The 24,738-nt window shown below is 43.6% G+C and carries 17 protein-coding genes; 11 read left to right on the top strand and 6 right to left on the bottom strand.

Annotated elements, in window-relative coordinates; translation table 11 throughout:
- Window positions 1-221: 221 nt before the first annotated feature.
- From BacF7301_RS14885 to BacF7301_RS14845, 9 genes are all read left to right on the top strand, one after another.
- Entirely contained in the window at window positions 222-3,491 is a 3,270-nt protein-coding gene (locus BacF7301_RS14885) for a TonB-dependent receptor (protein WP_167963956.1), read from the top strand.
- Between the two features lie 12 nt (window positions 3,492-3,503).
- Window positions 3,504-5,090 (top strand): RagB/SusD family nutrient uptake outer membrane protein, encoded by a 1,587-nt coding sequence (locus BacF7301_RS14880; RefSeq protein ID WP_167963955.1) that lies wholly within the window; start codon window positions 3,504-3,506, stop codon window positions 5,088-5,090.
- A gap of 27 nt (window positions 5,091-5,117) precedes the next feature.
- Window positions 5,118-6,764: an FAD-dependent oxidoreductase gene (locus BacF7301_RS14875; protein WP_167963953.1), complete on the top strand. Its 1,647-nt coding sequence runs from the start codon at window positions 5,118-5,120 to the stop codon at window positions 6,762-6,764.
- Between the two features lie 4 nt (window positions 6,765-6,768).
- Window positions 6,769-8,124 carry a glycoside hydrolase family 2 TIM barrel-domain containing protein gene (locus BacF7301_RS14870; protein WP_167963951.1) on the top strand — a complete coding sequence of 452 codons (1,356 nt, stop codon included), beginning with the start codon at window positions 6,769-6,771 and terminating at the stop codon, window positions 8,122-8,124.
- Between the two features lie 14 nt (window positions 8,125-8,138).
- A complete protein-coding gene (locus BacF7301_RS14865) occupies window positions 8,139-9,353 on the top strand; it encodes a hypothetical protein (RefSeq protein ID WP_167963949.1) in 1,215 nt (404 codons plus the stop codon).
- An 85-nt stretch (window positions 9,354-9,438) separates the two neighbouring features.
- Window positions 9,439-11,754, top strand: coding sequence for a glycoside hydrolase family 3 N-terminal domain-containing protein (locus BacF7301_RS14860; RefSeq protein WP_167963947.1), 2,316 nt, complete (start codon window positions 9,439-9,441; stop codon window positions 11,752-11,754).
- Window positions 11,755-11,762: 8 nt separating this feature from the next.
- A complete protein-coding gene (locus tag BacF7301_RS14855) occupies window positions 11,763-13,754 on the top strand; it encodes an FAD-dependent oxidoreductase (protein WP_167963945.1) in 1,992 nt (663 codons plus the stop codon).
- A gap of 7 nt (window positions 13,755-13,761) precedes the next feature.
- The gene (gene bglX / locus BacF7301_RS14850) at window positions 13,762-16,002 is read left to right on the top strand and encodes a beta-glucosidase BglX (RefSeq protein WP_167963943.1); all 2,241 of its coding nucleotides are present in this window, start codon (window positions 13,762-13,764) and stop codon (window positions 16,000-16,002) included.
- 134 nt (window positions 16,003-16,136) lie between these two features.
- Window positions 16,137-16,841, top strand: a complete 705-nt coding sequence (locus BacF7301_RS14845; RefSeq protein WP_167963941.1) for a pirin family protein — start codon at window positions 16,137-16,139, stop codon at window positions 16,839-16,841.
- Window positions 16,842-16,935: 94 nt separating this feature from the next.
- Here BacF7301_RS14845 and BacF7301_RS14840 read toward each other — a convergent pair whose 3' ends face one another.
- Both BacF7301_RS14840 and BacF7301_RS14835 read right to left on the bottom strand, forming a co-directional pair.
- Window positions 16,936-18,996, bottom strand: a complete 2,061-nt coding sequence (locus tag BacF7301_RS14840) for a protein-disulfide reductase DsbD family protein (protein WP_167963939.1) — start codon at window positions 18,994-18,996, stop codon at window positions 16,936-16,938.
- Window positions 18,997-19,013: 17 nt separating this feature from the next.
- A complete protein-coding gene (locus BacF7301_RS14835; RefSeq protein ID WP_024987726.1) occupies window positions 19,014-19,313 on the bottom strand; it encodes a Dabb family protein in 300 nt (99 codons plus the stop codon).
- 101 nt (window positions 19,314-19,414) lie between these two features.
- Between BacF7301_RS14835 and udk the strand changes: the two genes are divergently transcribed.
- Window positions 19,415-20,026 (top strand): uridine kinase, encoded by a 612-nt coding sequence (gene udk / locus BacF7301_RS14830; protein WP_167963937.1) that lies wholly within the window; start codon window positions 19,415-19,417, stop codon window positions 20,024-20,026.
- 38 nt (window positions 20,027-20,064) lie between these two features.
- The gene (locus BacF7301_RS14825; protein ID WP_167963935.1) at window positions 20,065-21,456 is read left to right on the top strand and encodes an MltF family protein; all 1,392 of its coding nucleotides are present in this window, start codon (window positions 20,065-20,067) and stop codon (window positions 21,454-21,456) included.
- 10 nt (window positions 21,457-21,466) lie between these two features.
- On the opposite strand, the gene BacF7301_RS14820 is transcribed toward BacF7301_RS14825, so the two are convergent.
- From BacF7301_RS14820 to BacF7301_RS14810, 4 genes are all read right to left on the bottom strand, one after another.
- Window positions 21,467-23,020, bottom strand: a complete 1,554-nt coding sequence (locus BacF7301_RS14820) for a sodium:solute symporter family protein (protein WP_167963933.1) — start codon at window positions 23,018-23,020, stop codon at window positions 21,467-21,469.
- Window positions 23,017-23,142, bottom strand: a complete 126-nt coding sequence (locus BacF7301_RS26050; protein ID WP_022139562.1) for a symporter small accessory protein — start codon at window positions 23,140-23,142, stop codon at window positions 23,017-23,019. The genes BacF7301_RS14820 and BacF7301_RS26050 overlap by 4 nt, the downstream gene beginning before the upstream one ends.
- Window positions 23,143-23,213: 71 nt before the next feature.
- Window positions 23,214-23,786 (bottom strand): nitroreductase family protein, encoded by a 573-nt coding sequence (locus tag BacF7301_RS14815; RefSeq protein ID WP_209319536.1) that lies wholly within the window; start codon window positions 23,784-23,786, stop codon window positions 23,214-23,216.
- 193 nt (window positions 23,787-23,979) lie between these two features.
- Window positions 23,980-24,732 carry a hypothetical protein gene (locus BacF7301_RS14810; protein ID WP_167963929.1) on the bottom strand — a complete coding sequence of 251 codons (753 nt, stop codon included), beginning with the start codon at window positions 24,730-24,732 and terminating at the stop codon, window positions 23,980-23,982.
- Between the last annotated feature and the right edge of the window lie 6 nt (window positions 24,733-24,738).

The following is a 24,738-nucleotide window of genomic DNA, read 5'->3' as shown; positions in this document are numbered from 1 at the left end:
ACCTTATAGAACCTTGAATATTTAACTTATAACTTAAAAAAGACATATTATGAAAGCACCCGGTTAAACCCATCTCAAAAAAATAGGAGCCGTCTCTCAGAGAAGCCCCTATTCCGTAATCCGGACGGATATTCATTCGTTTCGACCCGTGTGAATAACGTATCGCGTATTACGAGCCTTTGTTTTAAATAATCTATTCAATTACTAAAACGTACAAATTTATGAATAATCTTCCTAATATAAAAAGGAAAGGCAGAAATGTACATTCATTTTTAGCTTTTTTACTATTCGTATGCTTGTCATCATTGCCTTATTATACACAGGCACAGGAAAAGAAAAACATTACGCTGGATGTCAAGAATGAAACTGTAGAAAATGTATTCAATCAATTGAGCAAGCAGACCGGCTACAAATTCTTTTATGACCAGGAAATTGTAAATGCCGCTCCACGTATTTCAATCAAAGCACGCAATAGCTCGTTAGAAAATATTTTAAGCAAGATAACGGTACAGACCAATTTATATTTCAATAGGAAAAACAATACCATCTCCGTCGGCAAACAAAAAAGCCGGGAAACAACAAAATCAACAAGAGTCAAAACCGTCAACGGAACAGTTACAGACCAGAACGGTGAACCCATTATCGGTGCCAATGTATTAGTAAAAGGTACGACAAACGGTATCATTACCGATATTAACGGAAACTATTCTTTGGCAAACGTAACCGAAGATGCTACCATTCAGTTCTCATACATCGGGTATCAAACAACCGAGGTCAAAGCGAACAGTAAAGAGTTGGCGCGTATCATACTAAAAGAAGACAGCGAGCTGCTGGACGAAGTAATAGTAGTAGGTTACGGTGTGCAGAAACGCAGTGATGTCACAGGCGCTATATCTTCCGTAACTTCCGAGAAACTGAATTCCACCCCCTCTTCCAGCCTGGGTGAAATGCTGAGAGGACAAGCTGCCGGTGTGCAGGTTACCATGTCCAATGCCGCTCCCGGTGGCAGTTCAAATATTCTGATCCGGGGACGTCGTTCGCTTTCCGGCGGAAATGATCCTCTTTATATTGTGGACGGTGTTCCGATGACTAGTATAGATGATATAAACTCCAACGATATAGCATCGCTCGAAGTTCTGAAAGACGCTTCTTCCCAATCAATCTATGGCGCACGCGCAGCCAATGGTGTCATACTGATCACTACCAAACGGGGACAGACTGGAAAGATGAAAATCAGTTATAACACCTACGCTGCTTCACAAAGTATCCATAAGAACTTTGAGTTTTACAATGGAGAGGAATGGGCTGCTTTACGTAAGGAAGCATACTATAATGCCAATCTTAGCTATGATGAAGCCGACTGTTTCAGAGGGTTGATGCTCGACGTTCTTAAATCAGGAGAGTATGTTGACTGGGAAAAGCTAATGATAAGCTCCGCCTGGCAACAAAAGCACGACATCTTGATACAATCTGGCGGGGACAAAACAAAGTACGCCCTGGGACTGGGATATTTTGACCAGAACGGTATGGTTCCTAATTCGGGATTCCAACGTTTGAGCGGGCGATTGAACATCGACCACAAACTACTGAAAAACCTGACAATAGGCACGAACTTCTTATACACCAAATCATGGAAGAAAACAGCAGACGGCTCTTTCAACTCATTTATCACCATGCCGCCTCTGGCAAAAGTATATAATGACGACGGTTCCTTGCGCGAAGATGTAACCGAAGCCGGAGAATCCCACTACAACCCTCTATGGAATATCGACTACTCAAACAATAAAAGCCAGACCGACCGGTTATTGATTAACTTCTTCGTGGACTGGAAAATCACAAAGGACTTGTCATACCGTGCAAACGGAAGTTTGAATACCAGGACTGTCCATAGCAACACTTATCAGGGGACAAAACATACGACAGGACGCAATAACAATGGAAAAGCAACTGCCGGCACAAGTTTCTCCAACGACTACCTGTTTGAGAATATAGTCAACTACGTAAAGGATTTCAATAAGAACCATCATTTCGACGCAACCTTTATGCAAAGTGTCAATGTCATCGAATGGAAAAATCTGGGAATAAACGGTACCGGATTCGCAAACGACGACCTGACTTATAATGCGATAGGCTCTGCCAATGACTACGGTACGCCTACCTGGGAATTGTCCGATAGAAAACTTCTATCTTTCTTGGGACGTGTCAGATATAACCTGTTCGAGAAATACTTGTTCACCTTTGCCTTGCGTGTGGACGGTTCTTCCGTTTTCGGAAAGAATAACAAATACGGTTATTTCCCTTCGGGAGCCTTTGCCTGGCGGATAAATGAAGAATCATTCTTAAAAGAAGCCAAATGGCTGTCCAACCTGAAACTCCGTTTAAGTTACGGTGCGGTCGGCAACCAGGGTGTCACTCCTTATAAGTCGCTGGGCTTGACAGACAGATACCTGACTGAATTCGGAGACAAGACTGTCATCGGTTATCTGCCCGGAACGGAATTGACCAACCCTAACTTGAAATGGGAAACGTCCACTTCCGGCAATATCGGACTTGATTTCGGATTCTTCAACGGAAGAATCAATGGTACGATAGAATACTATAATACCAAGACTACCGACCTGCTTGTCACCAAGTCTATCCCAAGCTCGCTCGGATATTCCACCCAGACTGTGAACCTGGCGGAAATGAAGAATAATGGTATCGAAATAACGCTGAATACCACTCCCGTCAAAATCAAGGATTTCAGATGGGATGTCAACTTCACTTTCACCAAGAACAAGAATGAAATTAAAAAGATAGACGGACAAGTCGACGAGAATGGAAAACCGCTTGATGACGTGAACAACAAATGGTTTGTCGGATATCCGATGAATGTATATTACGACTATGTATTTGACGGCATCTGGCAAAAAGATGACGATATCGCCAATTCTCATATGCCGACAGCTACTCCGGGCAGCATCAAACTGCGCGATGTCAACAACGACAATCAGATAACAGCCGATGACAGAGTAGTGATGCAACGTGACCCCAAATGGATAGGTACGGTCGGCACATCTTTCAGCTACAAAGGATTCGACTTATCCGCCGACCTGTATATCTCTCATGGAGGAACGATATACAACCCTTATCTGACTACATTCGAGAATGGTGGCGACTTGACTGCCAAGCGGAATGGTATCCGACGCAATTACTGGACACAGAATAACCCGTCCAATGAAGCCCCTGCACCCAACATGACGCAAGCTCCCGCATATATCAGTTCATTGGGTTATCAGGATGCCTCGTATGTCCGTCTGCGAAACGTTACTTTCGGATACAACTTCCCCCGTGCCCTTATCAGCAAAGCATACATGCAAAGTCTGAGACTCTATATGACACTGTCCAACTTCTGGACGAAAACCGATGTACAGGCTTACGGTCCGGAACAAACTCCGGGAGATTATCCCGAACCCAGGACTGTATTATTTGGATTGAATGTGACATTTTAATAAGATAAAATCATGAAAAAGAATATATTATTTATATTTACAGCCTGCTTCCTCTTTACTACTTCCTGCTCCGACTTCCTGGATGAAGAGCACAAGACGAAGTATAGCTCCGAATATGTATTCGGAACACCGGAAGGGCTAAAACTCGCGGTCAATGCACTATACGCATTGCAACGTTACTACGCAAATGATACTGAAAATGCCACCATCTTCGCTTTGGAAAGAGGTACGGACTTAGCTGTAACCAACGGCGGAACCGGTAACTTTTACGGCATCTATGACCCTAATTATTTAAAGCCGTCTGCCGGTCAGGTAGGATTCATGTGGCGTACAATGTATCAAATCATAGGCAAAGCCAATGAAATAATCGCCGCAGCCGAGGACTTGGAAGATACCCCTTCCTTACGGGCTACCGTCTCAGAAGCCAAATGTTTCAGAGCGCAGTCTTATTTCCTATTATACCGCACATTCGACAGGATATGGCTGAACATACAGCCGACTACTGCCGAAAACGTCAACGATCCGAGGGATTTTCATGCTGCTTCCGAGAAAGAAGTGTTCGACTTGATTTACGAGGATTTGGAGTATGCCATTACAAACCTCGACTGGGTATCCGATGAAGCGGGAAGATTCACCCAGGCTGCCGCCCGTCATATGAAAGCCAAAGCCGCATTATGGCTCAAAGACTGGGATACGACTCTGGAACAAGTGGAAGAAATAGAGAAATCGGGACATTTTGACTTGATTGCATTAAATGAAGTATTTAATGCCGGAGACTTGAATCATAAAGAAGCGCTGATGGTGCAACAGTGGAGTAAAAATCCGGGTGGTAATTTATCCAATGCCACTCCAAAAGGCAATTACTATGCAGCCTACTTCATCGCCCAATACCGTACCGAAATCGGTGGAACTGCAGAATATGCCTGTTCTTATGACAACTGGGGATATACTTACGGAAGATGTCTCCCCAGCCCCTATTTATTCTCACTGTATGACAAGGCTAAGGACAAACGTTATCAGGAGTACTACATACACCAGTACAAAAATACGACTGATAAAAACATCACATACGGTTCGGCTACTGTAAAACCCGGAGATTATTTCCCATTATATAAGAATGGAAGCATCAATAAGAATGTATATCCGGGATGCATCAAGTACGGGGATAAATGGACGCGCACTGCTTCGGAGACACGCAGTTATAAAGATGTGATAGTGTACCGTCTTGCCGAATCCTATATAATGGCAGCCGAGGCAGCTTTGATGAAGAACGACCAGACGTTAGCTAAATACTACTTTAACAAAACATGGGAAAGAGCCGGGAACGACAAATTCACCGGTGTGCTAACCATGAAAGATATTATGGATGAACAAGCCCGCGAGTTGTCTTTCGAAGGCGACAGATGGTATTTCCTGAAGCGTCTTGGAATACTTATTGAACAAATCAAGGCATACGCCGGAGATCCGGAAATCCCTGCATCCATTCTCGGACGTAACAATCTGCCCGCCAACCCTCACTTCGTGAGATGGCCGATACCCGAAGCGGAAGTTATCAATATGGGAGCCGAAAATTTCCCGCAAAATATAGGATACAAATAATCACTGAAACAACATACATATAATAAGATGAGAAAGAAAATTACCATATTAACACTGCTTTTCTGTTCTTTCGTTACAGGCTTGTTTGCCAATACTCCACAATATGACATTTGTATATATGGAGAGTCAGCTTCCGGAGTAATTGCTGCAATACAAGGCGCACGTATGGGTAAGAAAGTAGTGCTTATATCGAAAAACGACCATGTAGGCGGTCTTGTCACGTCAGGACTGACCGCTACCGACATGAACCGTAATGACCTGATAGGTGGTATAACAAAAGAATTCTACAACAAAATATACAACTACTATCTGCAACCTGAAGTATGGCGCAACCAAGACAGGGAATCATTCATGGTTTCGACATTAAAGCGCACATATAGAGGGAAAAATGATGAAAGGCAGATACAATGGGTCTATGAATCCTCAGTAGCCGAACGAATTATGCGGGATATGCTGAAGACGGCAGGAGTAGAAATTCTTTTCAATCACCGGCTCGACCTGGATAAGAACGTCCGGAAAGAAGAGAATATAATCCGGAGCATCCAACTGGAGAATGGAAAGGTAGTTGAGGCTAAAATGTTTATAGACGCTTCCTACGAAGGGGATCTTCTGGCACGTGCAGGAATATCCTACACAGTAGGACGCGAATCAAACCTGCAATACGGGGAAACCTATAACGGCATCCGCATTAATTATGACCAAGGGAAAGACCTGACAAAAATAAGCCCCTACATCAAGGAAGGGAATGTAAAATCAGGCACTTTACCTTACGTGACAGCCCAGAAATGGGGCAAGCAAGGGGATGCGGACAAACGCGTGCAAGCCTATTGTTACAGAATGACTCTGACAAACGACCCCAACAACCGTATATCCATCCAAAAGCCGAAGAATTATAATCCGTTATGGTATGAGATATATGTACGTATGTTGAAACTGGAACCGGAAACAAAACTCCAGCAAATTATAACATTGACTCCTATGCCTAACAAGAAAACGGATACCAACCATCTGGACTTCTTCGGAGCAAGCTACGACTATGCAGAAGCCGACTATAAGACCAGGCAGGAAATAGAGCAGTTGCATAAAGATTATGCGTTGGGCATGTTGTGGTTTCTGGGACATGACAAGCGTGTACCGGAACATATCCGCAAGGAGATGCTGGATTGGGGATTGCCAAAAGACGAATTCACCGACACCCGGAATTTCCCTTATCAAATATACGTGCGGGAAGCCCGCAGGATGATTGGAACATTTGTAATGACAGAAAAGAATGTACGCAAAACAGACCGTACACCAGCCGGACATTCGGTGGGACTGGGTTCTTATGCCCTTGACTGCCATTATGTATCCCGCGTCATCGACCAGGAAGGCAAGTTAAGAAACGAGGGCACTATATTTGCCCCTACCATTCCCTACCCCATCAGCTATTACTCACTGACTCCCAAAGAGGAAGAATGTGCCAACCTATTGGCAACCGTGTGTTTGTCATCTTCCCATGTTGCCTATAGTACAATCAGGATGGAACCGGTATATATGATATTAGGACAATCGGCAGCCACTGCCGCCGCTCTGGCGATAGATTCGGATTTACCTGTCCAGAAAATATCTTATGATGTATTGAAGTATAAATTACTACAGGACGGACAATTATTATCAGTACCCACTAAAAAATAAAGTTATGAAACTAAAATACCTATTTACCTCATTCTTTGTGCTTGCCGCTGTCCTGAACGCTTCGTGTTCAGACAATGACAACTATACAATCCCCAAAGGTTCTTTTGAAGAAAAGCCGATTGTTCCCCCCGTTAAAGTAGAGACATCAAAAGTAGACGGGAAATGGAGATTACTGGTAGACGGTCAGGAACTATATGTCAGAGGAGCCGCATGTAACAACTTCTATGCTGAAGCAGCCGACTTCGGAGCCAATGTTGTCAGGACATACGGAGTGTCCGACAAGAGTAAAGCCATTCTGGATGCCGCTCAGGAAAAAGGACTCTATGTCAATTTCGGGCTTTACGTAAAAAGAGAAACCGACGGTTTCGATTACAACAACGAAGCGGCGGTAAAAGCTCAATTTGATGAAATGAAAGCGGCAGTCGAACGTTTCAAAGACCATCCGGCACTTTTGATCTGGTCGATAGGGAATGAAGCGGAAGCAAGCTACACCAATCTCAAACTATGGGATGCCATCAATGATATAGCCAAGATGATTCATGAAACCGACCCTAATCATCCTACTACAACGACATTGGCATCCTCTAATGTGAACCATATCAAGAATATTATAGAAAAGGCACCGCATATAGATATTCTTTCGGTCAATACGTATGCGCCTAACCTGCCGGGAGTATTGGGTAATCTTCAGTCCGCAGGCTGGACCAAGCCGTATATGATTACGGAGTTCGGACCTCGCGGTACGTGGCAAATGAATCCGGAACCCGAAAGAGTGCTGCCGTGGGGTGGCTTGGTAGAACAGACCAGCAGTGAAAAAGAAGCCGACTATCTGAAAGCCTATCAGGAGAATATAGCCGCCAATAAGGACAACGGTTGCTTAGGTTCATTTGTATTCTTATGGGGATACCAGACTCACGGAGAAGTACTGACCTGGTACGGGCTGTTTGACAAGAAAGGATATACCTTCCCGGCAGTCGATGCCATGCAATATGCATGGACAGGAAGTTATCCGAAGAACCGGGCTCCGGTAATAGCAACCCGTAATGATATGCTGATGAATGGCAAGAAAGCGGAAGACGCTATTATTGTCAGCCCGAACTCATCCAACGAAGCTAAAGTCACAGCCACCGACCCGGATGGGGATGCGCTGACCTACGACTGGATGATTATGAAGGAAAAGACAGCTTCTTCAGATGGTAGCCTGCCGGATGGTATCACCGGATTAATAGATGATAATACCAAAAAGGGAATTACATTCAAGGCTCCCTCAACAGTCGGCAATTATCGTCTGATAGTCTTTGTGCGCGATGTGAAAAACAAGAAAGTAGCAAGTGCGGTTATTCCATTTTCTGTTCAATAAAAAAATTATCGACTATGAAACTATTAAAATATAAATTAGGCATTTTGTTGTGTCTCACAGCTATCTTCTTCATTGCATGTGACAGTGACGACGAAAACATACAACAGAACCCGAAACCGACTATCAAATTCACGAAAGTCGGAAACGAACCAGTCATTGCCTATCCAGGAACAGAACTCAGTTTTTCTGTTGAGATGGCGGGCACAGCCGGTATTAAAAGAGTCGTTACCATGCTCGACTCACAAGAAATCCCCGGAAGTGCCAAAGAATATCCAGAAAATACGGATAAAGGCTCATACAGCGTATCATACACCATAAAATCAGAGGAAGTGGGTAAAACACTGAACTTTGTAATACAGGCAACTGATAATGAAGAAAAGAAATCCACTGCCGAATATGCCGTTTACATCCAGGCAGCCAAACCGGAAATTGAAATAAGGATTCCTGATACCGCACCGGAAACGGTCACTGCGGGAGAAGTGGTAGCGTTCGACATTGAGATTACTTCCGCAACAACATTAAGAAGCATAAAAACATATCTCGAAGGCTTAGAAATTACAGATTTAGCCAAAGAGACATTTGAGAATCCCAACAGCGATACCTATGTATTCTCATACATAACTACAGATTTAAATGCCGGACAAAACCTGTCATTCACATTTGAAGTGATGGATGCCAACGGCGGTATCGTAAGAAGCGAATACAGCGTAGAGGTAACGAGAGCGGTGGAATTGGATATAAACGAATTCTACACACTAAAAATCGGAGCACAAATCAGTACGGATGCAGGACCTTTCCTGAATACTACGAACGGAGAAATTTATGTACGAGAGGGAGCTGCTGCCAAATCTGCCAATATCGACATTACCCTATTCTACAGCAACGGTTCATACGGCTATTATTTCGTATCTCCGTCTGACGCAAGTATCGAAGCTATTTTCAAAGCACCGGATGCAATAACAACTTGGGAACATCGTAACAGTACGAAACTGAAAGTTATCCAAATAACGCCGGACGAGTTCCTGGCAATCAATTCTGCTGAAATGATTCAAAATCTCTACACCAATTCATCCGAAGCAGAAGTAGAGAAACTGACAGACAAACTGGGAGTAGGCTCTATCATCGGATTCAAAACTGTTGCCGACAAATATGGCATTATGATTGTCAGGTCATTTGCCAGCGGCAGTTCGAAAGGAAATGTCACCATCGACATGAAAGTGGAAAAATAACCCGGTTCTCAAAATAAATTAATTCTTAACCGCCCTTATTTAAGACAAAAATAGGGGCGGATTAGAAATTATTATCTATAAAACAATGAAAATAAAATTATTATCCATCCTGTTAATTGCTTTTCAGCCCTTAGTATTCGGGGCTAATGACATACCTGAACGACCGCTCTATCTTGATTCTTCCCTGCCAGTCCGGACAAGAGTGGAAAATCTGATGTCCTTGATGACCCTGCAAGAAAAGGTTGCCCAAATGTGCCAGTATGTAGGGCTGGAACATATGCGCGACGCGGAGAAGAATATCACAGAAGAAGAATTACTGAACGGTCATGCCAGAGGATTCTATAAAGGATTGCACTCCACAGGAGTAGAACGGATGGTCACACGGGGAGAAATCGGTTCATTCCTTCATGTCCTGACTCCGGCGGAAGCCAACCATCTGCAAAAACTGGCGGAGAAAAGCCGCTTGAAGATTCCCCTGCTGATAGGGATTGATGCCATACATGGAAACGGGCTTGTCAGTGGTTCTACCATTTACCCGTCTCCCATAGGAATGGCTTCCACATTTGCGCCTGATTTAATAGAACAGGCAAGCAGGCAGACAGCCCTCGAAATGCGTGCAACAGGTTCTCATTGGGCTTTCACTCCCAACATAGAAATAGCTTGCGATGCCCGTTGGGGAAGGGTCGGAGAAACATTCGGTGAAGACCCGTATCTGGTATCCCGCATGGGAGTAGCATCTATCAAAGGTCTACAAACAGACAATCTTACAGGGTTAAATACCGTATTGGCTTGTGCCAAGCATCTCGTCGCAGGGGGAATAGCCAATAACGGAACCAATGCCGGTCCGGTAGAATTGAGTGAAGGCAAACTGAGAAACTTCTTCTTGCCCCCATTCAAAGCAGCCATACAAGAAGCCAAACCTTTTACCCTTATGCCGGCACACAACGAATTAAATGGAGTCCCGTGCCATGCAAACAAATGGTTGATGACCGACATCATACGCAATGAATACGGATTCGACGGGTTTATTGTAAGCGATTGGATGGATATGGAAGCAATCAGCACACGCCACCGGATAGCCGAAAATACGACTGACGCATTCTTCCTGTCCGTAGATGGCGGAGTAGACATGCATATGCATGGTCCTGTTTTTTCCGATGCCATCCTGAAACTTATAAAAGAAGGAAAACTGACGGAAGAAAGAATTAATAAGGCATGCGCCAAGATACTGGAAGCCAAGTTCCAGCTAGGATTATTCGAGAACCGGTATGTTACGGAAGCCGACATAAAGAAAACGGTTTTCAGCAAAGCACATCAGCAGACGGCACTTGAAATCGCCCGGCGCTCCATCGTCCTTTTGAAAAATGAGACTCTGCTTCCCGTTGACACCCGAAAGTTCAAAAAGATACTCGTGACAGGCCCTAACGCCAACAACCAGTCAATCATGGGCGACTGGGTATTTGAGCAACCGGAGAAGAATGTCTCAACCATACTGAAAGGCATAAAAGAGGAAGCATCCGGCGCACAGATAAATTATGTAGATGTCGGCTGGAATCTGAGAGCATTGGACAGTGCCAAAATAGAAGAAGCTGTACAAACAGCAAAGTCTTCGGATTTGGCAATCGTCGTAGTCGGTGAGGACTCTTTCCGGCAACATTGGAAAGAGAAAACATGCGGAGAAAACAGGGACCGTATGGACATCACCCTTTGGGGTAAACAGCATTATCTTGTGGAATCTATCTATAAGACAGGAGTCCCTACTATTGTCATCCTGGTAAACGGACGCCCCCTTGCCACCGGATGGATTGCTGAAAATATCCCGGCTATTATTGAAGCCTGGGAACCGGGGTCAATGGGAGGAAAGGCTATTGCGGAAATCCTCTTCGGCAAAGTTAATCCCAGCGGAAAGTTACCAATTACTATTCCACGGCACGTAGGTCAGATTTCAACGGTATATAATCACAAACCGTCCCAATTTCTCCATCCTTATATCGACGGGGATAAAACACCGCTTTATCCTTTCGGGTATGGTCTAAGTTATACTTCTTTCAAATACAGCCAACTTAAAGCAGACAAGACGGATTATGATGCCAACGAAGAAATAGAGGTTACAGTGAATGTCAGCAACACAGGAGAAAGGCAAGGGGAAGAAATCGTCCAACTTTATATTCGGGATGATTACAGTAACACCACCCGTCCGGTGAAAGAACTGAAACGTTTTCAACGTATTCTTCTGGAAAAGGGAGAAAGCAAAGTGGTATCATTCCGCTTGAACAGAGAAGACCTGTCCTACTATAATCATAAAGCCGAATATGTACTCGAACCGGGCACGTTCACCGTCATGGTGGGCGGCAGTTCTTTGGACAAAGAGCTACAAAAAGTTAAGTTTAACGTAAAATGAAAACGGATATGAAGAAACTTATTCTATTATTGACCGTTCTTACTTTTCTGTCCAGTTGTAAAAGCAACCTGGAAGAAGAGTACGACATATGTATCTATGGCGGCACTTCCGCCGGAGTAATAGCAGCATACTCTGCCAAGATGTTAGGTAAGAAGGTGTTGCTTATCGAACCGCAAAGCCGCCTCGGCGGACTGACTTCCGGCGGGCTTGGTTTCACCGATATAGGCAACAAACAAGTAGTGACCGGATTATCAAAAGACTTTTACCGCCGTTTGGGAGCTCATTACGGCAAACTGGAACAATGGATATTCGAACCCAAAGTAGCGGACAGCATCTTTAATGACTACATTAAGCGGGCAGGCGTCGAGGTTTTATACAATTACAGAATCACAGACACTCAACTTGCTAACGGATATATAAAAAATATCATCCTTGAAAGTTCCAACGGAACAAAACCCAGCAAATCCATAGTTGCCAAAGTATTCATCGACTGTACTTATGAGGGCGACCTGATGGCTAAAGCAGGAGTTTCCTACACGATAGGGCGGGAAGATAACAAGCTATATAATGAAACTTACAATGGCGTCCAATTGATGAAAGGACACCAGTTCCCGGACGGAATAGACCCCTACAAGATAAAAGGCGATTCCACGAGCGGATTATTATGGGGAATCAGTCCTGCTGCACTTTTACCGGACGGTACGGGCGACAAGTTAGTGCAAGCCTATAATTACCGTATTTGCCTCACCGATAATCCAGCTAACAAAATAGAAATCACCCGACCGGAAAATTATGACTCCACCAAGTATGAGTTGCTATTACGCCTGTTTGACGCCCAACCCGATAAAAGAAAACTAAACCATTATTTTATCTGGAGCCGGATGCCAAACAATAAGACGGATATAAATAACCGGGGAGGATTTTCTACTGATATGATCGGAATGAACCATAACTATCCGGAAGCATCCTACGAAGAAAGGGCGAAAATCATTAAAGCACATAAAGACTATACCCAGGGATTACTTTATTTCTACAAGACCGATCCCAGGGTTCCGCAAGAATTAAGAGATGAAATACAGGCATGGGGCTATCCCAAAGACGAATATACAGAGGACAACCATTGGTCGCCTCAACTATATATCAGGGAAAGCCGCAGGATGATAGGGGATTATGTAATGACGCAAGCACATTGCGAAGGACGGGAAACGGTCACCGATGGTATTGGTATGGCCGCATATACCATGGACTCACACAACTGTCAACGGATACTCGTAGAAAAAGACGGCAAGTATATGGTAAAAAATGAAGGAAATGTAGAAATCGGCGGCGGACTCCCCTATCCCATATCCTATCGCTCCATCATCCCCAAGGAAGAAGAATGTAAGAACTTGCTCGTTCCCGTTTGTCTCTCTGCCAGTCATATCGCCTATGGTTCTATCCGTATGGAGCCGGTATTTATGGTATTGGCACAGTCTGCCGCAATCGCCGCAGCAGAAGCCATAAACACAGGAAGCGTACAGACCGTCGATATAAAGAAAGTACAGGCATTGCTACACGAAAATCCTTTATTGGACGGTAGTTTTTCCGAGATACTGATAGACGACAACGAACTGGACTTATCCGTCAATAATGATTGGGAGATTATAAAAAAGCAAGGAGGATATGGTCCCACTTTCCTGAAATCCAAAGTCCACAATGGTTCGCCCGTCCGTTTCACCCCACATATGGAACATGAAGGAAAATACAAAGTCTATACTTATTATCACATGAGAAAAGACATATCACCCGCTATCACATATTCCATCTCGGACGGAACCGATAGTTGGACAAAAGTCATACATAAAGACAGCGTGAGAATAGAAGGACAGACTACGGGAGAATGGGTGGAACTGGGGACATACAATTTTCAGAAAAATCCCATGCCCTATGTAGAAATATCCACCGGAGACACAAGCGGGACGGTCATTGCCGACGCTGTACTGTTCATACCCGTAAAATAAGACTTATATGTATATGAAAAAGATTTTGTGTTTGCTATATCTGTTATCAATATTTTGTTTTTCCCATGCCCAGAATGAGAATACGTATTTAGAACAAAATATTGATTCAACCCTATCGGGTATGACTATCCGTGAAAAAGCAGGGCAGTTGAATCAGCTTGACGGACGCGGTACAATTGAGAATCTGAAGATATTGATACGAAAAGGAGAAATCGGTTCGGTAATGAATGTTACCGAACCCGAAGTCGTCAATGAATTACAAGAAATCGCCTGCAAGCAATCAAGAACCGGTATCCCCCTGGTTTTCACACGCGACGTTGTGCATGGTTTCAAGACCATGCTGCCCATTCCGTTAGGGCAAGCTGCCACTTTCCATCCGGAACTGATACAGGAAGGAGCACGAATCGCAGCCATAGAAGCCACGGAGCATGGTGTTAAATGGTCATTTGCCCCCATGATAGACATATCCAGAGATGCCCGGTGGGGACGCATAGCCGAAAGTTTCGGTGAAGATACTTATCTCACGGAACAGATGGCTATTGCCGTAGTAAACGGATTCCAAGGTGATGATTTATCAAATCCGCAATCAATGGCTGCCTGCGCCAAGCATTTTATCGGATATGGGGCTGTAGAAGGAGGGCGTGATTATAATTCAACCCATATTCCCGAAAGGCAGTTGCGAGATGTCTATCTTCCGCCTTTCGAGAAAGCCGTAAAAGCCAACTGTTCCAGTATCATGACTTCGTTCAATGATAACGACGGGATTCCGGCTACAGGAAACAAAAAACTATTAAAGGATATTCTCCGCAAAGAATGGAATTTCGACGGAGTTGTCGTTTCTGACTGGGGCTCTGTGACAGAAATGATAAAACATGGCTTCGCTGAAGACCGGAAAGATGCAGCCCGAAAAGCGATAGAAGCCGGACTGGACATGGATATGTCTTCCAAAGCATTTATTCAGAATATAGAGGAATTAATCGCCAAAGGGATCGTTTCCGAAGAGACATTGAACAATGCGGTGCGAAATGTGCTAAGATTAAAATTCAGGCTCGGACTGTTTGATAATCCGTACACTGATATCAATAAGAGAAAAGAAACCTACTCGGACAAACATCTGGCTATTGCAAAGAAAATAGCGGAAGAGTCTGTTGTTTTATTAAAAAATGAGAGCCACACATTACCGCTATCTTCGGAAATAAAAAGTATCCTGATAGTAGGCCCATTGTCCGACGCTCCTCACGACCAACTCGGAACCTGGACAATGGATGGAGAAACAGAGAGAACACAGACGCCTGTAAAAGCACTACGTGAAATGTATGGCGACAAAGTGAAAATTCATTTTGTGAAAGGTCTGGAGTACAGCAGAGATAAAAATAAGACGAACTTCAATAAGGTATTGGCAGAAGCACACCAGGCAGATGCCATTATAGCTTTTATCGGCGAAGAAGCCATCCTATCGGGTGAAGCGCATTGTCTGGCTGATATAAAGCTGCAAGGAGCGCAATCCGAACTTATCAAGATATTAAGCGGAACAAATAAGCCGCTCATTACAGTTATAATGGCGGGACGCCCGTTGATTATCAATGAGGAAGTAAGCCTGTCCGATGCTGTATTATATGCCTGGCATCCCGGAACGATGGGCGGTAACGCACTGGCGGATATTTTATTTGGCAAGGTCACACCTGGCGGCAAACTACCCGTTACTTTCCCAAAAGCAACAGGACAAATTCCCATCTACTATAATCACACCAATACCGGGCGTCCGGCTACAGGAAAAGAAAAACCTTTAGACGAAATACCTTTAAATGCCAAACAGTCCGTATTAGGACACTCCTCTTATTATCTCGATTTAGGAGCGCAACCTTTATTCCCGTTCGGATATGGTCTGTCATACACTTCTTTCGAATATTCCGATTTAAAAACAGACCGCGCCGTGCTCACCCTGAAAGATACACTTTCAATCAGCGTCAAAGTGAAAAACACAGGGCAATATAAAGGAACAGAAGTGGTTCAACTCTATGTATCGGATCTTTTCGGTTCCGTCACCCGTCCGGTAAAGGAACTAAAAGGATTTAAAAAGATAGAGTTAAGTCCCAATGAAGAAAAGATGGTAATATTCGAACTTCCCTTATACGAGCTGGGCTTTTGGAATATTGATATGAAAAAAGAGGTAGAACCGGGTAAGTTCAAAATAAGGATCGGCACTGACAGCCAAAGCGGGCCGGAAACCTTTTTCGAAGTAAAGTAGTAGCAGCGATAGAATAAAGAACTTCCATGATTAATCATCGTCAAGAACTTTATCCCCTCTTCCATTGTTATTACTAACAGTAAAGTGCAAACAAATCGCACAACAAAGTTCTATTTAAAAAAGAAAGGAAGATTATGAAAAAAGTAATCGACAGAGCTTCGTCAAGAGGCTATTTCAATCACGGCTGGCTCAAGACTCATCACACATTCAGTTTTGCCAACTATTACAATCCGGAAAGGATTCATTTCGGAGCATTGAGAGTGCTGAATGATGATAGTGTAGACCCTTCAATGGGATTTGATACACATCCGCATAAAAATATGGAAGTTATTTCCATCCCTCTGAAAGGATACCTGAAGCATGGTGACAGTGTACAAAACACAAAAACCATTACTCCGGGAGACATTCAGGTGATGAGTACAGGTAGCGGGATTTATCATAGTGAATACAACGGAAGTGACAAGGAACAACTGGAATTCCTGCAAATATGGGTATTTCCACAAGTTGAAAACACGAAGCCGGAGTATAATAACTTCGATATCCGCTCGTTGCTGAAACAGAACGAACTGTCACTGATTCTTTCTCCTAACGGTAAGACGCCCGCTTCCATCAAACAGGATGCATGGTTCTCTATGGGACATTTCGATATGGAGAAAACGATAGAGTATAAGATGCACCAGGAAGGAAACGGAGTATATATCTTCGTCATTGAAGGAGAAATCACTGTGGCGGAAGAACGTCTGTCAAAGCGTGATGGTATCGGTATCTGGGATACTAAATCATTCCCGATACATATATCAAAAGGCACCCAACTTCTGCTAATGGAAGTACCGATGTAATTTCATCAACATTTCAATCTATTCTATTCAAAAAGCGGCCTCACCGAAAGGATGAGGCCGCTTTTCTATTATCAGTCTATCAGGAAAACTGTTGTTATTTCCCTTTTTTATAGTTTTCCAATCCTGTCTGCAAGAACTCGATGTACTTAGGAATATCCTCGTTGTAAGCATACGACTTGTTCAAAGGTTTACCCTGATTATCGAGCAATACATAGAAAGGCTGGGCGTTCGCACCAAACTTCACACGTTGCAGATAACTCCATTTATCACCGACAGTACGCAAGGTACGTTCTGTTCCGTTCTCTACAATCTTCACAGTTTCAGTCAACGGAGTCTTGTTGTCCACGTACAGTGTAATCAATACATAGTCGTTATTAATCAAATCACTCACTTTCGGGTCAGTCCATACTGCTGCTTCCATCTTACGGCAGTTTACACAACCATATCCAGTAAAGTCGAGCATAACAGGCTTTCCATTCAGACGCGCATATTCCATACCTAAATCATAGTCGTCGAATTTTGCATGTACGTCATTCTTATACAAATTGAAGTCCTGCGTCTGCATAGGCGGAGCAAATGCACTTACCGCTTTCAAAGGTGCTCCCCACAAACCGGGAACCATATATACGGCAAATGCCAAAGAGATCAGCGCCATAAAGAAGCGGCTAACTCCTACCTTATTATCATCGTCATCATGCGGGAATTTAATCTTACCCAACAGATAGAATCCAAGCAAAGCAAAAATAACAATCCACAAAGCAAGGAATGTTTCACGGTCAAGCAGTCTCCATCCATAGGCCAGGTCGGCTACTGATAAGAATTTAAGCGCGAATGCCAGTTCAAGGAAACCCAGCGTTACTTTGATAACATTCATCCATCCGCCTGATTTCGGCATAGATTTCAGCCATGACGGGAACAATGCGAACAGGGTGAACGGCAAAGCCAATGCAATGGCGAAGCCCAGCATACCGATTGCCGGAGCCACAACGCTTCCTGTCGTAGATACCTGTACCAGCAAGAATCCGATAATCGGACCTGTGCAAGAGAAAGAAACCAATGAAAGCGTGAAAGCCATCAGAAAAATACTCAGTAATCCGGTGGTGGATTCCGCTTTGCTATCTACCGCATTTCCCCACTTCGACGGTAGTCTGATTTCGAATGCTCCAAAGAACGAAGCTGCGAAAATCACCAGCATCAGGAAGAAAAGAATATTAAAGATGGCATTGGTAGACAAAGCATTCAACGCGCTGGCACCGAAAATCAATGTAATAGCCAATCCCAACACTACATAAATCACAACGATGGACGCACCATATGTCCACGCATCCCGGATACCTTTCTTTTTATCTTTACTGCGTTTCAGGAAGAAGCTGACTGTCATAGGGATAATCGGCCACACACAAGGAGTGAATAAAGCGATTAATCCGCCAAGGAAACCTGTTATAAAAATATAGATCCAGGACATATCTTCCTGACCATGTTCTTCGCCCAATGCTTGCAAGTCGCTGATAACTGGCTTCCAAAGTTCACTGGATGCAACGGCAGGCTGAATATCCGTAGCCGCATCCGCCGGAGTGGCGGGCACCAGTTCCATCATAGCGGCAGAATCTTTCACTTCGGCAGGAGCGGGAGCAGGTTCTTCCTTTTTCTCCGGTTCTTTTTTCTCCGGTTGTTCTGTCTTAACCGCAGCCGCATTTCCGGCTTTCGTTACCCCGGAGAACTTGAACGGAACCTCGGTAGGCGGAAGGCAACTCTCGTCGTCGCAAGCTCCATACTCCAGATATCCTTCTATTTCATAAGCTCCACCTGTGAGTTTTACTTTCTGAATGAACTTTGCAGTATTCTCAAAGTAGCGCACTTTCATTTCAAACAATTTGTCGAAAGTAGCCACTTCCTTGCCAACCGGTTTCAATTTTCCGGCAAGCTCCAGACCACTCTTCTTATCAACATTGAATGTCGCAGAAATAGGTCCGCCATCTCCAAGTTCGGTAGAATAAACATGCCACCCGTTATCAATGGTAGCGGTAAATACAATCTCCGCTTCCGTATCAGAAAGAGTATTCAACTCAGTCTTGAACTTTACCGGATCTTTGATCTGTGCCTGCAAAGCATAAACCACAAAGCTTAAAAGCAGAAAAGAAATAAACTTTTTCATTTTCAATAATTGGGGGGTTATAATTCATAATCTACACACGCACGGCTTTCCTTCGTCTCAGCCAGAATCTTACCGGCAGCTACATGGTCGGGATGCGTCGCATAGTATTTCACGTCTTCCAGAGTATCAAACTCACTATAAAGTGCAATATTCCACGTTTCTCCGGGATTCATATTCAATCCGACTTCAACTTTCCGGATTACGGAGATTTTAGCAGGAAGCGCTTCTATTGCTTCCTTGAATTTTGTCATAACTGCCCGCTTCTCTTCGGCAGAAACTTCGTCTTTTAACTTAAATAATACAATGTGTTTTACCATTACGTTGTTATTTTAATGAATTGTTTCTATATTTGTCTTGTTAATACTTTGCATAAACAATGCAAATTTACTCTATTTGGTTCAAATATACACTTAAAGAGATGTTAATTATAGGAATAGCAGGCGGAACTGGCTCCGGAAAGACCACCGTCGTACGAAAAATCGTAGAAAGCCTCCCCGCAGGGGAAGTAGTATTATTACCTCAGGACTCATACTACAAGGATAGTAGCCACGTCCCGGTCGAAGAACGCCAGAATATTAATTTTGACCATCCGGATGCTTTTGAATGGAGTTTGCTCTCCAAACATGTCATGACACTGAAAGAAGGAAAGAGCATCGAACAGCCCACCTATTCTTATCTGACATGCACCCGCCAGCCCGAAACTATTCATATCGAGCCACGAGAAGTCGTTATTATCGAAGGAATCCTTGCCTTATGCGACAAGAAACTACGTAATATGATGGACCTTAAAATATTCGTAGATGCCGATCCCGACGAACGTTTGATACGTGTTATCCAAAGAGATGTCATCGAGCGCGGACGTACCGCCGAAGCTGTAATGGAACGCTACACACGGGTTCTGAAGCCGATGCACCTGCAATTTATCGAACCTTGCAAACGTTATGCCGACCTTATTGTGCCCGAAGGCGGTAGCAACAAGGTAGCTATTGATATACTGACCATGTACATCAAGAAGCACTTGAAGAGTTGAGAATGGAGAGTTGAGAGTTAAAAACCAAAATGTCAGGTATGAATGTCAAGACACTGATTATCCCTTTATTCCTTGTATTATTCTGCTGTGTAATCGGATGCCGGAACAAGCAACATAGTAAGACGGACGAATCCGCACGCGATCTTTCGCAAATAAAAGATAGCGGCGAATTGGTTGTATTGACATTGTATAGCTCCACTTCATATTTCATATACCGGGGACAGGAGATGGGATTCCAGTATGAACTCAGCGAACAGTTTGCCAAAAGCCTGGGATTAAAACTCAGAATCGAAGTCGCCAATAACGTCGACGAACTGATCCGGAAATTACTGGCAGGTGAAGGGGACATGATTGCCTACAACTTACCCATAACTAAAGAATGGAAAGACAGCCTTCTTTATTGCGGCGAAGATGTGATTACCCATCAAGTGATTGTTCAGCAAGGAAGAGGAAAACAGAAACCTTTGAAAGATGTCACCGAACTGATTGGAAAAGATGTCTATGTGAAACCCGGAAAGTATTATGACCGCCTTGTCAACCTGAACAGCGAACTGGGCGGCGGCATCCAAATCCATGAAGTGAACAATGACAGTATCACTACCGAGGACTTAATCACACAAGTGGCGCAAGGTAAAATACCATATACTGTGGCCGACAATGATTTGGCAAAACTTAATAAGACGTATTATCCCAATCTGGACATAAACCTGTCTATCAGCTTCGACCAGCGTTCTTCCTGGGCGGTACGGAAAGACAGCCCGGAACTAGCCGAAGCCGCCACTAAATGGCATCAGGAGAACATGACTTCTCCTGCCTATACTGCCAGTATGAAACGTTACTTTGAAAACAGTAAAATGATGCCCCACTCTCCTATCCTTTCATTGAGAGAGGGAAAGATTTCCCATTATGATGAACTATTCAAAAAGTATTCCAAAGACATCGGATGGGATTGGCGTATGCTTGCGTCTCTGGCTTATACGGAATCCAATTTTGACACAACAGCCGTATCCTGGGCAGGCGCCAAAGGACTCATGCAGCTAATGCCTGCTACTGCCCGGGCAATGGGAGTGCCACCTGGAAAAGAACAAAACCCGGAAGAGAGTGTCAAGGCCGCTATCAAGTATATCACTGCCACCGACCGTAGTTTCAGCATGATTCCCGATAAAGAGGAACGTCTCAACTTTATCCTCGCTTCCTACAATGCCGGTTTAGGACATATTTACGATGCCATGGCACTAGCCGAGAAATACGGGAAAAACAAACTGGTATGGAAAGATAATGTAGAAAACTTCATCTTACTCAAAAGCAATGAAGAATACTTCACCGACCCCGTTTGTAAAAACGGTTACTTCCGTGGCATAGAGACTTACAATTTCGTTCGCGATATTATGTCGCGCTATGAATCTTATAAAAAGAAAATCAAAGCGTAAAGAAAGTAACTCAATACCTGTTTTTATAGGTTAGCAAACTAACCGCGACAATAGCTAATACCGATAAAGGCAGAGCAAACAATATCGGGTCAATGACCGGGAAAGGATAAGTGGTAATCAACACATCCCGTCCGAACAGAGCCTTGCAGACACCCAATGCGGCAGATTCTTTCTGATGCAGGAATACGAGAGCGAACAAACTGCCGACAGTTCCCACCCAAAGACTTGCCATTACCCCCTGTTTGGTAGCTTTCTTCCAATATAAAGCACAGAAATAAGCCGGCAGGAAAGCAGCCGCACAGATTCCCATAAAGATAGAAGTTCCACGGGCAATAATATCATGGGGCAACATATAGCAAATAATATAGCTGACTAAAATAGAAAACAATACGCCAAGACGGATTACATTAGTAAGTTTACCCCGTGAGCGCGGTTTATAAGTTCCGTAAATATCCGAACCTACCGAAGCTCCCATCGTATGAAACTGTGAACTAAGTGTAGACATACTGGCTGAAAGGATGCACAACATAAAGAGTGCTGCAAACCAGTCGGGCATTGCCTTATTAATAAAATATGGAATAATCTTATCAATATCCTCTACTACCTCCGTTGCAACCGCCCCTTCTGTCTTCAGGAAGAAAAGATTGCTCAACGCTCCGGCATGATAGATGGCGCCTACCGTTATAATCAGAAAGAAACAACCGATAAACACACCACGATTCAACTGTTTGCCACTCTCCACAGTCATAAAACGAACTACTAGCTGCGGTTGCGCAAGACAGCCGATTCCAACTCCTAAAATAAGAGAAGTAACCAATGAATACCATTGTGGAGAACCCGTCACAGGCATAGCCGTCCATCCCTGATGCCCCAACGCCTTAAACTTTTCCGGGACTAGCGGAGCAATGGCAGTCAATTCTTTATTAGCCTCCACAAAATTCATATCAAGTACCTGATATAAAGAGAACAACAGAAACAGCATACACCCAAACATGATAACTGCCTGTAAAGCATCCGTGTACATTACACCTTTCATACCGCCTGCAATAACATAAGCGGCAATCACCAATGTAAATATCAATAAGGAGATATTGAAGTCTATCTGAAAGATCTGCTCGATAAACACTGCTCCGCCTTTCATTACAACTGCCGCATAAAGTGGCATCCCAATGAAAATAACAGCAGCAATAAATACCTGTATATTACGTGAACGGAAATGCCGGCCTAATAATTGAGGGAAAGTGCTCACGTTTAGTTTTGCCCCCATACGCCGGGTGCGTAACCCGAAGAAAATAAAGGCTATGACAACTCCGATAAACATATTAAGGAAACACAGCCACTGGATACCCATTCCGAAAGCAGCAGCCACGCCTCCAAAACCCACGATAGCAGATGCGGAAATAAACGTAGCACCATAAGAGAGTGCCATTACGATAGGATTCATCTGTCGTCCCCCTACCAAGTAATCACTGGTAGACGTCGTTTTCTTATATCCTAAAAAGCCTAAGTAAGCAAGTGACAGCAGATAAGCCACCACAATCAGCCCAAGTGTAAAAGTATTCATCGAGTTTCGTCTTTTTCGTCGTCCTTATTCCAATATTTCAGCCCGAACCAGGCAGCAAAAATCACGCATACCACCGAAAGCAGGTATGGCATAATGATAAAAGGGTCTTCTATTCCAAACATTTGCGTATCAGATTTTAATCAATTAAGGCGCAAATGTAAGGAATTTATTGAAAAGACAAAACTTTTGTTTACTAATACTGATTATAATGTATCTTTTTCTCGTCAAATTTCTGTTTCGGGTTCTCTTTTGTAGCCGGATAGCCAAAAGGAATGACACAAAGCGGAAGAATATTCTCCGGAAGCCCGGTATACTTGCGTACTACCTGCATACGGTCTTCATAAGGATAAGCTGCTGTCCATACAGCCCCCAATCCCAGGCTTTCGGCAGCCAGCAGAATATTCTGGGTGGCAGCAGAGCAGTCTAAGTACCAATAAGACGAACGTGCAGAGTCCCCACAAACAACAATGGCATTACGAGCCTGCGTCAACATTTTAGCATAAGGAAGTGCGGCAGCCATCGAATCCAGCTTGGCACGGTCGGTCACTACGACAAACTCCCAGGGACGTACGTCCTTTCCCGAAGGCGCAGCCATTCCGGCACGAAGCATTAAGTCGATTTTCTCTTTCTCCACTCCTTTATTCAGATAAGTGCGCACGCTTTTGCGCTCGAAGATATTATCCAATGCAGCATTTCCCGAAGAAGTTTGCGTCTTTTGCAGTGAAGATTCACAAGAGATAAAAAAGATTCCCCCTATAACAAACATAAAGAAAGAAAACAGTTTAAAGTTTCTCATCATTATTTTCCATTTAAAATTTAGGGTAAAGATAATAGATTTTCGGTTAAAAACAAAAAAAAGAATTTATGCAAAAGAAATCCCCCTGTCTCATTTCTCTACTTATTTATATAATAGAGAATAGAAACAGAGGGATAGCAAATTAAGAGGTCATTTCACTGTTTTACGGCAATAACTGTATTCTTATTTCATACAAGCGTTGTGCTGCCGGCTTACCGTCAGGACGCCGGGCAATGTTAGTAACCAGATATCTGCGTGGTTGGCTAAAATCATTAGGTACTCCCAAAGTCGGAGCATCTCCTACGGGGTCAATCTGAAAACCTCCATTTGTGTCAGACATCACAATAGCCACTACTAGTTGTTTTATATCCACCGGCATTTTGATATACCCACTTTGAGTGACAGAAGCATCCAACGGATTACCGTCCTTATCGACTAGTTTAAAATCACCGGTGAACTTCGAAGCATCAAACAGATAACTACCGGATGTATAGTGATTGTAAATTGCATATTTATCTGCAAAAGCATTGATTACGTACACTTTTCCATCTGGAGCGGAAGAATCATCTTCCGTAGTAAGCGTATTCTTCACTTTCACCGTTGCACCCGGAGCAATGGCCTGTCCCAAAATCGTAAGAGAAGTAGATGTATTATTAGTATAATCTTTCTCACTCTGATAATTGCCGATAGTAGCCTGGGCAACATACTCCTCCACCCATCGGTCCCAGTTTTTAGCATAAATCTGATTGTTGAAGAACTGCCTGGAGTAAATATTGCACATATTTGTTCCCAGCTCTACATTATTATATACATTTTCCGGCACTTCCTCGTATTCGAGTCCTGCTTCACATCCTGCAAGTACCATAGGAACTATCAAAAGGAAATATAATTTCGTCAATATTTTCATTTCATTCATATATTA

It is taken from the genome of Bacteroides faecium (assembly GCF_012113595.1).
Lineage (GTDB): Bacteria > Bacteroidota > Bacteroidia > Bacteroidales > Bacteroidaceae > Bacteroides > Bacteroides faecium.
Note: the sequence above shows the minus strand (reverse complement) of the source record. Positions and strands in the feature narration are given on the sequence as shown.